Origin of the sequence: Bradyrhizobium sp. SZCCHNR1053, from assembly GCF_032381235.1 — a bacterium.
Taxonomy (GTDB): domain Bacteria; phylum Pseudomonadota; class Alphaproteobacteria; order Rhizobiales; family Xanthobacteraceae; genus Bradyrhizobium.
Genome location: NZ_JAUHJM010000003.1, coordinates 462244 through 475140, shown reverse-complemented (window position 1 = coordinate 475140; position 12897 = coordinate 462244). Strand labels below are relative to the sequence as shown.

The 12897-nt window shown below is 65.0% G+C and carries 13 protein-coding genes; 6 read left to right on the top strand and 7 right to left on the bottom strand.

Translation table 11 applies throughout. From position 1 onward, the window contains the following. The first annotated feature begins 29 nt into the window (after nucleotides 1–29). From QX051_RS11370 to QX051_RS11355, 4 genes are all read left to right on the top strand, one after another. A complete protein-coding gene (locus QX051_RS11370) occupies nucleotides 30–587 on the top strand; it encodes a LemA family protein (protein WP_315717271.1) in 558 nt (185 codons plus the stop codon). Nucleotides 588–620: 33 nt separating this feature from the next. Beyond that, nucleotides 621–1820, top strand: a complete 1200-nt coding sequence (locus tag QX051_RS11365) for a M48 family metallopeptidase (RefSeq protein ID WP_315776151.1) — start codon at nucleotides 621–623, stop codon at nucleotides 1818–1820. 263 nt (nucleotides 1821–2083) lie between these two features. Next, nucleotides 2084–2845 carry a hypothetical protein gene (locus QX051_RS11360; RefSeq protein WP_009025709.1) on the top strand — a complete coding sequence of 254 codons (762 nt, stop codon included), beginning with the start codon at nucleotides 2084–2086 and terminating at the stop codon, nucleotides 2843–2845. Between the two features lie 56 nt (nucleotides 2846–2901). Then, nucleotides 2902–3570 (top strand): hypothetical protein, encoded by a 669-nt coding sequence (locus QX051_RS11355; RefSeq protein ID WP_315738336.1) that lies wholly within the window; start codon nucleotides 2902–2904, stop codon nucleotides 3568–3570. A 16-nt stretch (nucleotides 3571–3586) separates the two neighbouring features. Here the strand turns inward: QX051_RS11355 and QX051_RS11350 are convergent, their stop codons facing one another. Then, on the bottom strand, nucleotides 3587–4126 hold the full coding sequence (locus QX051_RS11350; protein ID WP_315738337.1) for an adenine phosphoribosyltransferase: 540 nt from the start codon (nucleotides 4124–4126) through the stop codon (nucleotides 3587–3589). A 156-nt stretch (nucleotides 4127–4282) separates the two neighbouring features. Beyond that, nucleotides 4283–6445, bottom strand: a complete 2163-nt coding sequence (locus QX051_RS11345) for an anthranilate synthase component I (RefSeq protein WP_315776150.1) — start codon at nucleotides 6443–6445, stop codon at nucleotides 4283–4285. A 926-nt stretch (nucleotides 6446–7371) separates the two neighbouring features. Between QX051_RS11345 and QX051_RS11340 the strand changes: the two genes are divergently transcribed. Continuing rightward, nucleotides 7372–8871, top strand: coding sequence for a tetratricopeptide repeat protein (locus QX051_RS11340; RefSeq protein ID WP_315773447.1), 1500 nt, complete (start codon nucleotides 7372–7374; stop codon nucleotides 8869–8871). Between the two features lie 62 nt (nucleotides 8872–8933). Here the strand turns inward: QX051_RS11340 and QX051_RS11335 are convergent, their stop codons facing one another. The 3 genes from QX051_RS11335 to QX051_RS11325 form a co-directional block, all read right to left on the bottom strand. Beyond that, the gene (locus tag QX051_RS11335; protein WP_315776149.1) at nucleotides 8934–9743 is read right to left on the bottom strand and encodes a DUF3658 domain-containing protein; all 810 of its coding nucleotides are present in this window, start codon (nucleotides 9741–9743) and stop codon (nucleotides 8934–8936) included. 23 nt (nucleotides 9744–9766) lie between these two features. Beyond that, entirely contained in the window at nucleotides 9767–9991 is a 225-nt protein-coding gene (locus QX051_RS11330) for a hypothetical protein (protein WP_315738341.1), read from the bottom strand. Between the two features lie 182 nt (nucleotides 9992–10173). Beyond that, entirely contained in the window at nucleotides 10174–11226 is a 1053-nt protein-coding gene (locus tag QX051_RS11325) for a hypothetical protein (protein WP_315776148.1), read from the bottom strand. Nucleotides 11227–11601: 375 nt separating this feature from the next. On the opposite strand from QX051_RS11325, the gene QX051_RS11320 reads away from it, so the two are divergent. Then, entirely contained in the window at nucleotides 11602–11820 is a 219-nt protein-coding gene (locus QX051_RS11320; RefSeq protein ID WP_315773445.1) for a hypothetical protein, read from the top strand. Between the two features lie 44 nt (nucleotides 11821–11864). Here QX051_RS11320 and QX051_RS11315 read toward each other — a convergent pair whose 3' ends face one another. Beyond that, on the bottom strand, nucleotides 11865–12539 hold the full coding sequence (locus tag QX051_RS11315; protein WP_315717281.1) for a dienelactone hydrolase family protein: 675 nt from the start codon (nucleotides 12537–12539) through the stop codon (nucleotides 11865–11867). Between the two features lie 41 nt (nucleotides 12540–12580). Further along, the gene (locus QX051_RS11310) at nucleotides 12581–12880 is read right to left on the bottom strand and encodes a hypothetical protein (protein WP_315776263.1); all 300 of its coding nucleotides are present in this window, start codon (nucleotides 12878–12880) and stop codon (nucleotides 12581–12583) included. Nucleotides 12881–12897: the final 17 nt, after the last annotated feature.

Genomic DNA, 12897 nt, shown 5'->3' with positions numbered 1-12897 from the left:
TCCTCCTGCCCTCTCCCTCGGAGCCCGTCATGTCCGGCTGGATCGTCCTCGGCATCATCGTCATCCTCGTACTGTTCGCCCTTGGCGCCTACAACCGGCTGGTCGCCCTCAGCCAGCGGGTCGGCCAGGCCTTTGCCGACATCGACGTCCAGCTCAAGCTGCGCCACGACCTGATCCCGAATCTGGTCGAGACCGTGAAGGGCTACGCCGCGCATGAGCGCGGCACCCTGGACGAGGTCATCAAGGCCCGCAATGCGGCGATGTCGGCGCAGGGCCCGGCCCAGGTCTCGGCCGCCGAAGGCCAGCTCTCCGGCGCGCTCGGCCGCCTGATCGCACTGTCCGAGGCCTATCCGGACCTCAAGGCCAACGCCAACTTCCAGCAGCTCGCCGGCGAGCTCTCCGACATCGAGAACAAGATCGCCGCCAGCCGCCGCTTCTTCAACAACGCGGTGCAGGAGTATAATACCGGCATTCAGCAGATGCCGGCCGCGCTGTTCGCCGGCACCTTCGGCTTCACCCGCAAGGAATTCTTCGATCTCGGCGCCAGCCGGACCGAGGTCGAGGCCGCGCCCAGCGTCAAGTTCTGATCCCGCGCCCTCCGCGCTGAAGGGCCCGACGCCATGGCCGCCTATGGTCTCTACACCCACATCGCATCGAACAAGACCCGTTCGATGCTGCTGCTCGGCGGCCTGTTCCTGCTGATCTACGTGCTGGTGTTCGCCGGCGCGCTGATCGCCGAGGTCATGATCAACGGCAATGGCAGCGTCGCCTATTACATGCAGGCCGCTACGCGCGACCTGATCAAGGCGTTGCCCTGGGCCACGATCGGCGCCGCGGCCTGGATCGTCATCGCGTATTTTTTCCATCAGAAGATGATCGACGCCGTGACCGGCGGGACGGCCGTGACCCGCCAGGAGCAGCCGCGGCTCTACAATCTGCTCGAGAATCTCTGCATCTCGCGCGGCATCACCATGCCGCAGCTGAAGGTCATGGACAGCCCGGCGCTGAACGCCTTCGCCACCGGCCTGAATCCGCGGCAATACGCCGTCACCGTCACGAGCGGTCTTCTGAACGCACTCGATGACCAGGAGATCGAGGCGGTGCTCGGCCACGAGCTCACCCATATCCGCAACGGCGACGTGCAGCTGATGGTCGTGGCCGTGATCATCGCCGGCGTCGTCGGCTTCTTCGGTGAATTGTTCTTCCGCCTGTTCACCAACATGAGCTGGGGCGGCGGCTGGGGTCGCTCGTCGTCGTCGTCCTCCTCCTCGTCCGACTCCGACCGCAAGGGCTCCGGCGGCGGGGCCATCATCGTCGTGATCATCGCGGTGGTGCTGATCGTGGTGGCCTGGCTGCTGTCCCAGGTGGTCAAGCTGGCGCTGTCGCGCACCCGCGAATACCTTGCCGATGCCGGGTCTGTCGAGCTGACCAAGAATCCGGACGCCATGATCAGCGCCCTGCGCAAGATCGAAGGGCGGGGCGAACTGCCCGGCGCCACCTCCGCCGTCATGGAATTGTGCGTCGACAATCCGCGCGAGGGCTTTGCCGATTTGTTCGCCACCCATCCCTCGGTCGACTCCCGCGTCCAGGCGCTGATCAAGTTCGCCGGCGGCCATGATCCGGGCCCGCTGGCGCTGCCGTCCGACGGGAGAGATACCGATACCGGTGACGAGCCAGCCGACGGCACTGCGCCACCGCCGCTGCCCCCGGCCGGCCCGTGGGGCGATGCCGATGGAGGGGGTAAGTCGCCCGGCAGCGGGCAAGCCGCCCCGGAAGGCCCCTGGACGACACCTGCTGCAGGCCCATGGGGCCGGCATTAGGACCAGCCGCTGCGGCGCTGTTCGAGCCCCGATCGCGCGCAGCGCGCAATCATCCCGGCATTCGCTCTCAAGTGTTTCGGCGCGAACCGGACGTTTCGGCTGGAACGGGTCCGATTGCGCCGATCTGTTGCAGCGAAGGCGCAAATTTCCCCGGTCTCGTGCTGCAATGAATTTGAATTCTCCAGCGTTTCTGCCATGTTCGCGCCCAAAGCAGAATGCAAAGCGCCGGCCCCCTGGCCGGCCTCAGGGCTGAAGGACTTTCCATGGCGAAACCGGCAGTGGTTGTGGTGGGTGCGGACAAGGGCGGGGTCGGCAAGACCACGGTGTCACGGACGTTGCTCGATTATTTCAGCGCCAACAACGTCCCGACGCGGGCGTTCGACACCGAGCATCCGCGCGGCACGCTGAAGCGCTTCCACCCGGAAATCACCGAGATCGTCGACATGAATTCGACGCCGGACCAGATGAAGATCTTCGACACCTTGAGCGCGGTGGCGCCCTCGGTGACCGTGATCGACGTCCGCGCCGGCCTGATGTCGCCGACGCTCGCGGCACTGCGCGACATCGGCTTCCTCGACGCCGCCCGCTCCGGCCAGATCACCTTCGCGGTGTTCCACATCCTGGGCTCGTCGATCGCCTCGCTGGACGAGATCGCGGAGACGGCAAGCTACATGATCGGCGCGAAGTACTTCCTGGTGAAGAACTTCATCAACAACACCAGCTTCTTCGAGTGGGACCAGTCGACCTACAATTCCTACTTCCACCGCATCAAGGATGCGACCGAGCTGACCATCCCCAAGCTCAACGAGATGGCGTTCGAGCAGGTCGAGGTCGCCTCGGTGCCGTTCCTGAAGTTCGTCGCCAACAAGGGTCCGCGCGACGAGGCCGCCAACTACTCCTTCGTGCTGCGCGGCTATGTCCGGCATTGGCTCGCCAATGTCTGGAGCGAGTACGACCGCATCAAGCTGACCGACATCGTCGGCTCGACCAAGGCGGCGGCGCCGCGGCCGGCCGGGGAAAAATAGCAGCCCCGTGAAGGATGGGACTTTATCGCAACCGCATTTGACCTGATATAGGTCTGATGCCCGCAACGCCCGTCTACATCGTCTGCTCGCCCCGGCCGCAGTCCGGGAAGACGCTGCTTGCGCGGGTGCTGAGCGAGTTCCTGCTGCTCAAGAACGGCCAAGTGCTCGCCTTCGACGTCACCTTGCGCGAGCCGTCGCTGCTCGACTTCCTGCCGCAGATCACGGAGACCGCGACGATCGAGGACACCTACGGCAAGATCCAATTGATGGATCGCGTCATCCTCAACGACGGCATCGCCAAGGTGATCGACCTCGGCTACTACTCGTTCGACGAGTTCTTCAAGATGTCCGAGGAGATCGGCTTTTTGAAGGAGGCCTCACGGCGGAACGTGGTCCCGATCGTTCTGTACTGCGCCGAGGGCGACCGGGTGTCGATGCGCGCCTACGACGCCCTGCGGCGACAGATCCCGCGACCGCAGCTGATCGTGGTCGAAAACGACCACGTCCTGCGCGAGGAGCTCCCCGACCTCTACAGCCGCGGCAAGCATCTGCGCATTGCCGCCCTGCCCGCGTTCCTGAGGACCTATATCGAGCGCTTCTCGTTCTCCTTTACCGGCTATCTGCGCCAGGAGAAGGACCCGTCCACCGAGCTCTATCAATGGATCCGGCGCAACTACTATGCGCTGCGCGAGATCGAGAACGAGCTCCTGATGCAGCGGTCCTGACGCCGCCGCGCGTTCCTCAGTGCCCCTCGAAGGAGATCAGCGTGCGCACGGGCACGTCGAGCGCGCGCAGCTTGGCGGCGCCGCCGAGATCCGGCAGGTCGATGATGAAGCAGGCCGCCACCACCGTGGCGCCGATCTGGCGGAGCAGCTTCACCGCCCCCTCGGCCGTGCCGCCGGTGGCGATGAGGTCGTCGACCAGGATCACGCGCTCGCCGGGCTCGACCGCGTCGACATGCATCTCCATCTCGTCGGTGCCGTATTCCAGCGCATAGGACATGCTGACCGTCTTGTGCGGCAGCTTGCCCTTCTTGCGGATCGGCACGAAGCCGGCCGAGAGCTGATGCGCCACCGCGCCACCGAGGATGAAGCCGCGCGCCTCGATGCCGGCGACCTTGTCGATCTTGGAGCCGGCCCAGGGATGCACCAGCTCGTCCACCGCGCGACGGAACGCGCGCGCGTCCGCCAGCAGCGTCGTGATGTCCCGGAACAGGATGCCCGGCTTCGGATAGTCCGGAATGGTGCGGACCGTATTCTTGATGTCCAGATCGAACGTCATCGTGCTCTCATCCACTCTGTTTATGTGCCGTCATTGCGAGCGAAGCGACGTGTCCGCCGAAGCCCACTCGGGCGAAGGCGGAAGCAATCCAGGGCCGCGAAAACAACTCTGGATCGCTTCGTCGCTCACGCTCCTCGCGATCACGGCAACCACCCTTCACCCCGGCTGATTGAGCCGGAACGCATTCTCCACGATCCTCAAACCAACGGCATCGCCGAGCGACATCAGCGACTCCGGGTGGAACTGCACGCCGCCGACCGGCAGCGTCTTGTGCTCGATCGCCATCGCCACGCCGTCCTCGGTCGCTGCGGTGACGGTCAGCACCTCCGGCATGCTGTCGCGCTCGACGAACAGCGAATGGTAGCGGCCGATGACGATCTCGCTCGGCAACCCCTGCATCAGGCGTCCGCCGCGCACCTGGACCCGCGACGGCCGGCCATGCGCCGGTTGGGCGAGCTGGCCGAGCTGACCGCCAAAATACTCGCCCATCGCCTGCACGCCGAGGCATACGCCGAAGATCGGCAGCTTCTTCGCGAGCGCCGCATCGATCGTCGTCGAGATCTTGAAGTCCTCGGGGCGGCCCGGTCCGGGCGACAGCACGATGAGATCCCAGCTGCGCTCGGCCAGCATCTTCAAGGCATGGACGTAACGCACCACGGTGACGTTGGCGCCGACCTGGCGGAAATAGTCCGCCAGCATGTGCACGAACGAATCGTCGTGGTCGATCAAGAGCACGTTCTTGCCGGAGCCGGTGGCGTCCGGCGCGGTCGAGGACAGCGGCTTCGGCGGATCGCCACGCAGCGCCTGGAAGAGGGCCGCCGCCTTGACCTGGCACTCGCGATCCTCGGCCGCGGGGTCGGAATCGAACAGGCAGGTGGCGCCGACGCGGACCTCGGCGAGCCCGTCCTTCATGCGGATGGTGCGGATGGTGAGGCCGGTGTTGATCGAGCCGTCGAAATTCACCGCGCCGATGGCGCCGGCATACCAGCGCCGCGGCGAGCGCTCATTGTCCTCGACGAACTGCATCGCCCACAGCTTCGGCGCGCCGGTCACGGTCACCGCCCAGGCGTGCGTCAGGAACGCGTCGAGCGCGTCGAAGCCCGGCCGCAGCATGCCCTCGACGTGATCCACCGTGTGAAACAGCTTCGAATAGGTCTCGATCTGCCGGCGCGCGAGCACCTTGATGGTGCCGGGGACGCAGATGCGCGCCTTGTCGTTGCGGTCGACGTCGGTGCACATGTTGAGCTCGAACTCGTCCTTCTCCGAGTTCAGGAGCTGGCGGATCTGCTCGGCATCGCCGATGGCGTCGCGACCGCGGGCGATGGTGCCGGAGATCGGACAGGTCTCGACGCGACGGCCGTCGGAGCGGACGAACATCTCGGGTGAGGCCGAGACGAGGAACTCGCCGTCGCCGAGATTCATCAGCGCGCCATAGGGCGACGGATTGATCCGGCAGAGCCGCTGGAACACTTCCGCCGGCGAGCGCTCACAGGGCTCAGCAAACAGTTGGCCGGGCACCGCCTCGAACAGGTCGCCGCGGGCAAACGCCGCGCGGGCCTTCTCGACCGTCGCCTGGTACTCGCCGGGCGCGTGATCGGCAAAACCCTGGCGCGGCTCCTTCAGGTAGACGCTGGCGTCGGTGTCGCGCGGCAGTCCTGCCGTCGACTGGCCGTTCCAGGAAAAATCATAGGAAAGAACGACGCCGCGGCCGGTGGCGCGGTCGTAGGCCAGCAGGCGATCCGGCACGTAGAGCACGATGTCGCGCTGGTCCTTCTCGCGCGGCCGCTTCTGCAAGAGGTCCTCGATCTGGAACACGAGGTCATAGGCGAAGGCGCCGAACAGGCCGAGCAGCGGATCGTCATTGGCCGACAGCACAGCGATCATCGCCCGCACCAGCGACATCACGCTGGCGCGGCGGGTGCGCTGGTCCTCCTCGACCGGGGCAGGCCCGCGGACGATGTGCCCGGCGAGCCGCGCAGGCGAGGCCTCGGTGATGACCACGCAGGGCTCGCGCAGCGTGTCCTTGAGGAACGCGATCAGCACCTCGCCGCGACGATTCAGCGCCTGCAGGGTGAAGGTGGTGCCCTTGGTCTCCAGCACGAGCGGCGGATCGGCAAAGCCGAGGTCAAAACTCTCGTAGCGGCCGGGCACGGTCGTGCCCGAGGACAGCACCACGCCGCGGCGGCGGTCGAGCAGGTCGATCAGATCGTCGAGCCGGCTGGCGCCACCGGAAAACTGCTCGACGGCGCGCGTGATCGCGAGCCCGCCACGAGTGCGGTAGTCGCTGACAGCTGGAAGGGCGAAAACGGTCCTGTTCATGGGGTCCTCTCAGGCGTCCTCTTACGAAACTTGCCGAGGAAACGCCACACAGGACCAACCGGAAGCCGCCGCTGCGTGGCGGCCCCTCTGCGATTGGATGTCAATAAAATCGCACCGGCCACCTTTTACAAGGTGCGCCACCAGAGACGGGCTGGGCGGACAAGGGTGCTCATGGCGCGGACCTGACCATGCGGGACGGCTGCGGTCAAGGGCGGCGGGGCCACAAATGGGGGTGGGATGCGTCAGCAAATCAACAGAGGCGCCGCGGGGCGGCTGCCAGATACAGCGCCCTCGCCCCTTGCGGGAGAGGGCATGCACGGCCCATCCGCGGGCGCGGTTGGGTGAGGGGTATCTCTCCGCGAGTCCTGCTTGCAGAGGCATACCCCTCACCCAATCGCGTTTGCCGCTCTGTCCTACATGCCCTCTCCCACAAGGGGCGAGGGCGCAATAACGGGCAGCGGCGAGGCCAAGGCAAGAGCGGAAACTGAGATGACGATCAAACATGGAAAAGCATTCTCGCGACACGATCTGCCCGAGGGATGATCATCGACACCGCCCTCTCCAAGTCGAGGGCGCAGGGAAGGCCGGGCATCGGCTGATGCCCGTGGCCCGCCTGCAGCAAAAAAAGCAGGCGGCAGTCACCACAGGTCAGCCGGACGACCTGCCTTCCCTGCGCGATGGTTTGACGGATTATACGCATTCTCCCCGGGGACCGGGCTGTCTTGCCCCCGTGACTGGCGGATCATCCACCAGCGTAGCCTCAGCGTCGGGAGGCCAGGACCATGCGACTTCACCGTGCGCGCCCGCCGTTCGTCCGCACGACCTGAGCCATGCTGCGACGTGACGCGCCCACCGCATCTCCACCCCGCGTCTCGTGACGATCGCGATACGCCCCTCGTGCCGGGGTGGGACGCGCACATCCAAGCATGAATTCTGAAAAAAAGAAACAAGAATATTTTTCGAGGCCGGACTGGACAGGGCAAATCAGCTTGAGACGGCTGATGAATTTGGCGTACCGGCGCATGCTCGACCAGCCCGGCTCAGATCTCACCGGCAGAGCGGCTATCCGAATTGCCGGGCCTGCGGCGCCCGGTCTATGCTGCATCGTCTCCCTTGCAGAAGGCATTCGTCCGTTGCAACGCCATTCCCTGGCCCTGCCCGCCATGCTCCTTTTTGCCCTGGCGACGGCGCCCGACGCTGTTGCACAGAGCGAGCCGCCACCGGCCTGGTGCCTGGACCGCCGTTTCCCGGCCGACCAGCGTATCGAGAGCTGCACCTTCGCATTGCAGTCCGATCGATGGTCCGGACAGGAGGAGATCCAAGGCTATTTCAATCGTGGCAATGCGTACTATGAGAAACAGGACTATGACCGCGCCATTGCCGATCTCACCGAAGCAATCAGGCTCGATCCCTCTTACCCGGCAGCTCGCAACAATCGTGGGTTCGCCTACGCGGCCAAAGCCGACTACGACCGCGCGATTGCCGACTATGACGAGGCGATCAAGCTCGATTCGAAAAAGCCGCTCTACTACTACAATCGCGGCTTGGCCTACTTCTCGAAAGAAAATTATGATCAGGCGCTCTCGGACTTCAATCGAACGTTGGCGCTGGATCCCGAGCAAGCCAAGCCCTACGTTGATCGCGGCGCAGTCCATGTTATCAGGAACGACTTCGATCGCGGACTCGCAGATATAGACGAGGGGATCCGACGCGACCCGACTGACGCCACCGGATACACCCTTCGCGCCATCGTGCATAAACACAAGAAGCAGTTCGACCGCGCCATTGCCGACTACAGCGCTGCGATCAAATTTGGCCTGACGCCCGCGAAAGCCCTTAATGCCCATTTCAACCGAGGGATCGCGTATTTCGAAACAGGTGACATCGATCAGGCCATCGCCGATTTCGACGAAACGATCAGGCGCGATCCGGGTCACGTTCTTGCCCATGTCAATCGCGGTATTGCATATGACGACAAGGGCGATCACGACCGGGCCATCGTGGATTTCGGCGTGGCGATCAAGCTCGAGCCGCAGCACGCGAAAGCATACATGAACCGCGGCGCGGCCTACGACAAGAAAGGCGATCATGATCGCGCCATCGCCGATTATGACGAGGCCTTGAGGCTCGATGGCAAGCTGGCAGAGGCCTTCAACCGTCGCGGCATCGCCTACGACGACAAAGGGGATCACGACCGGGCCATCGTCGACTTCGACCAGGCCATCAGGCTCGATCCGAGCTATGCCGATGCCTACAACAATCGCGGCCTCGCCTATAAGGAGAAGGCGGACTACGATCGCGCGATCGCCGACTTCGATGCGGCCATCGCCCTGGAGCCGGATTTCGCCGAGGCCCAAGGCAACCGGGACGCGGCTCGCGAGCTGAAGAAGAGCCGCGAAGCTGCCATACCGCCCCCGCAACGATAGGCGTTTCCGCAGCGAATCCGGTCGGGGCGCCGCTTTCGGTCAACCCGACTCTTCCGCGCACCTCATGCGCCGCCACTCGGCAACCGCAACGCGCTGCGATGCATATCAAGCAAATCGCCACGACACTCCAGGCGGCCAGCCGCAACCAGTGCGCGGACACGCGCGAACAACTGCAGATCACCTGTCTGCATGCCCTCGGTCCAGCTCTCGCAGAGCGCCTCGCCGATGATCCTCGCCGTCTTCGTCCATTCGGCGGTGGCGCAGGACAGCAGCAGGGGATCAAAATGCGTGATCGGGGCTGAGACGAGCTCGCCGTCGCGGAGAATGCGGAACGGCGCGTTATCCGCTTTGAGGCGCGCCCATTGTTCGCGGCAGGCCGCGCGCATATCCGATGTGAGGTGCTGCCCAAAACTCCAGAGTTGATTGTCGCTGATGATGGAGGGCTTTAGCTCGCCGAGGCTGAACACCCGGCGCGGATTGGGCGCGCCATGATCCCCTGCCCTCGCGACAGCGTCAGCGAGATCAACGATCTCGATCGGCTCGTCGCCGAGCCGCCACAGGAATTCGAGGAAGCCGGCATATTCCTGGGTCGACCGCCGCGTGAGCCAGGCGATCCTGCTATGCGTGCGCGAGAGCGCCTCGTCCCAGAATGATGTGGCCTGTCCGCCCACCTCGTCCCAACCTGACACTTCAAATTCCTGGTCCACCCAGGCGGTTCGCAACGCTGGATCGGGCGGGTCGATCGGACCGAAGCTCAGGCTGTCGCCAAGACCAATGACGCGGTCGTCGCGGCCAGCGTGCTGGAGCGCAGCGCGCAACATGCCGGCGGCAGACATGTTGAAGACGACATGAAGAATGGAGCGGGGAATCATGATCTCCTTTGCCAGACGTGCGTTCAGCCGGGGCGAGGCATGCCGCTTCCCTCGCGCCTCATCGCCACGCGAGCCTGCTGAAGCGCACCGATGACCCGATCGAGCTCTTCGGCCGCCAAGAACACCTCGATGTCTCCTTCAGTCCTCAACGACAGCGCTAAACCGATGCTGTCGCCGACGACGCGAACCAGCACGCATGCCTCGTCACCGGAGGATGTGTCGACGAACCTGATCGGGTCGATGGTCATGCGGGATCCTGGATTGGCTGATAGGCCACTCTAGCAGTATCGACGCGTCGTGAGAGCCGCCGTGCCGCCAAGATGACGGTGGGCTCCCCTCCCCCTTGCGGGGAGGGGAGGCCACCGATGTCGGGGTGAGAGGCCCATTCACGCTTGCGAAGATGACCCCGCTCGCGGCGCGCGCCGTCACATCAGCCTCCCGGCTTCACCAGCCCGAGCTCAGCGAACTTCATCTCCGTCGCCACCACGGCATTCTCATACACCTCGCCGCGCTCGACGAAGTAGTTGAAATAGCCGGCCGGCGTTTCCGGCTGGATCTCGACCAGATCGACGGTCTTGTATTTGGGATCGGTGATCACGCCGCCCGCGATCAGATCGTTGATGCGCTTGAGCGCGTCGACCTCGGCCTTGTAGCCGACCGAGAACCACATCTCAGTGGTCCAGTCCTGCACCTCGAACCAGTTGGCGGGCGCTTGGCCCTGCCACCCCTGGGCGAGCGGGCGGACGGCGAAGATGCGGTCGAAGCCGTGCAGCTCGGAGATGATGCTGGCGCGGTGATAGGCGCCGTCCATCTGTCCCTGCGGCAGCTTGGTGAAGCCGTAGAGCGACAGCCACAGCGCAGCCTTGACCGCCTCTGGCGTGATCGGGCGGATGGCGCGCTCGGCCAGCACCTCGGAGGCGTAGCGCAGATCGCGCTTGGCCGCCGATTGCCGCGCCTTGACGGCATGGGCGTTGGGAACCGACTTCTCCGCCGGCAGCAGCGCCCGCGCCGCCTCGTTGCCGTAGAGATAGCCCGTGCCCGCCTCGGGATCATAGGTGTTGAACACAACGCCGATCGGCGTGGCATTGAGCGTCTCCGCCGCGTGCGCGAAGTCAGCCTCGCTGCGCACCGGGACATATTGCTGCGCCGGCCACAGCCGGTCCGCGAGGGCGTTGAACGGGCCGTCGCGCCAATCCGGCCAGGAGACGAATCGCGCCAGCGCCTCGGCATAGGCGGGACGAAACACGCCGGGATAGCCGAACAGCACTGTGCGCAGCTGCGACGCCGGATCTCTGAGGCGGTCGGAGGACATCAGCTCGTTGCGCAGATCGAGACCCTGAAGCCACGCCGACAGCACCAGGATCTGGCCGGACGTCGCGGTGACGAGATCCGGCGTGACGCCCCAGGCGCGGGCGGTGTCGAGGAAGCCGGCGCCATGGGCGTTCAAGCCGCCCAGCCCAGCCAGCGCAAAGGCCACACGCACAGCTTTCTCCATCAGCAGAGGGACCGGAAAACGCTACCTCAGATTGTTTCGGCAACGCAACCGACGGCGAGACACGGCGAATTCGACCATCGAACGAAGCGACGCGCTGCGAACATGATCAATGCTCAGATCCCCACAAAATCCCGGTGATTCGCGGAAGCGTACGGCGGCAAGCGGCGAAAAGCTGCAGCCGGCGGCTGTGAGCCCCCTCCACAACCTCATGTTGCGCGCGTGCAGAATGCTTCACTTATCGACCAATGATTGTCGCAACCCCAAAAAAGTTACATAACTTGGCTGTGCGCGAGGGCAACACTGTTGTCTAGCTGCAATAGTGTGGCAATGATTGGTTAACCATATTGAATTACCTTGGTTAACATGGCCCGCGGCAAACAGCCTTCAGTGTCGCATGCGCTCCCGAAGCAGCCGACGCTGCTCGATTGCTTCCTCGAAGCGCAGGCGAAGCGGACGAAGCGTCGGCGACGCCCCGCCGACGCGGTGACCAGCGCCGATCCCTTGGATCCTGCAGACGACGCTTCGGCTCTCGATGAGGCCGAACAGCCGTCGGCCGAGACCAAGACCGCCCGCGCGGTTTGAGTCCGCGCGGCACGGTTGAGGACCGACACGCCGGCCCTCTCGGCTCAGCCGAGGTGCTTGTGGAAGAACGCCGTGGCGCGGCCCCAGGCGAGCTCGGCGGCCCTGCGATCGTGCACGGTCATGCGCTGCTCGTTCACGAAGGCATGCTCGGCATCGTAGCGATAGAGCTCGAGCGACTTGCCGGCGGCCTTCATCGCCTTCTCGAAGCCGTCCACCAGCGCCGGCGTGCACCAATCATCCTTGTTGGCAAAGTGGGCCTGCAGCGGGATCTTGACGTCGGCCGGCTTCGCCGCCTGCTCCGGCGGAATGCCATAGAACACGACGCCGGCGGCGAGCTCGTCGATCTTGGTCGCGCCGATGATCGTCACCGCGCCACCGAGGCAGAAGCCGGTGAGGCCGACCTTGGCGCCGTTGCGCGCCAGATATTGCGCGGCCCCGCGCACGGTCTGCGTGGTCGCGTCCATGAAGTCGAGCGAGTTCATCTCCCGGCCCGCCGCATCCGTGTCGTGATAGGGCACCACCGTGCCCTTGTAGAGATCGGGCGCCAGCGCGTTGAAGCCGGCGAGCGCGAAACGATCGCACATCCCCTTGATCTGGTCCTGCAGGCCCCACCATTCCTGGATGACGACGACGCCCGGCGCATCGGCCTGCGCGGCCTTGGCGAGATAGCCCTTGGCCTCCTGGCCGTCGGGGCGCTTGAAGCTGATGAGTGTGCCCATGTGTTCCTCCGCATTTTCTGTTGGAAGCTCAGGAGCGGGGTTTACCGCAAATGCGTGTCCGGCGCGACGGGAGCAATCGGGTTCGTTTCAACGTGACTCCCGTAGCCCGGATGAGCGCAGCGACATCCGGGACCACAACCGGCGCCGCGACGATCCCGGATATCCGGGCGATGGCCCTCGACCAGCCAGCCCCACAGCAGCGCCGCGGTGATATCGATGCCGCCATAGGCGGCATAGGCGCGGCCGGCGAGCGGGCTGTCGGCCAGGGTCAGCAGATAGGCAAAGCCGGCAAGCGCGGCCAGCCCCGGCAGCAGCCATAGCGGCGACTGGCCGAGCCGCAGCTAGGCCCAGAACGCGA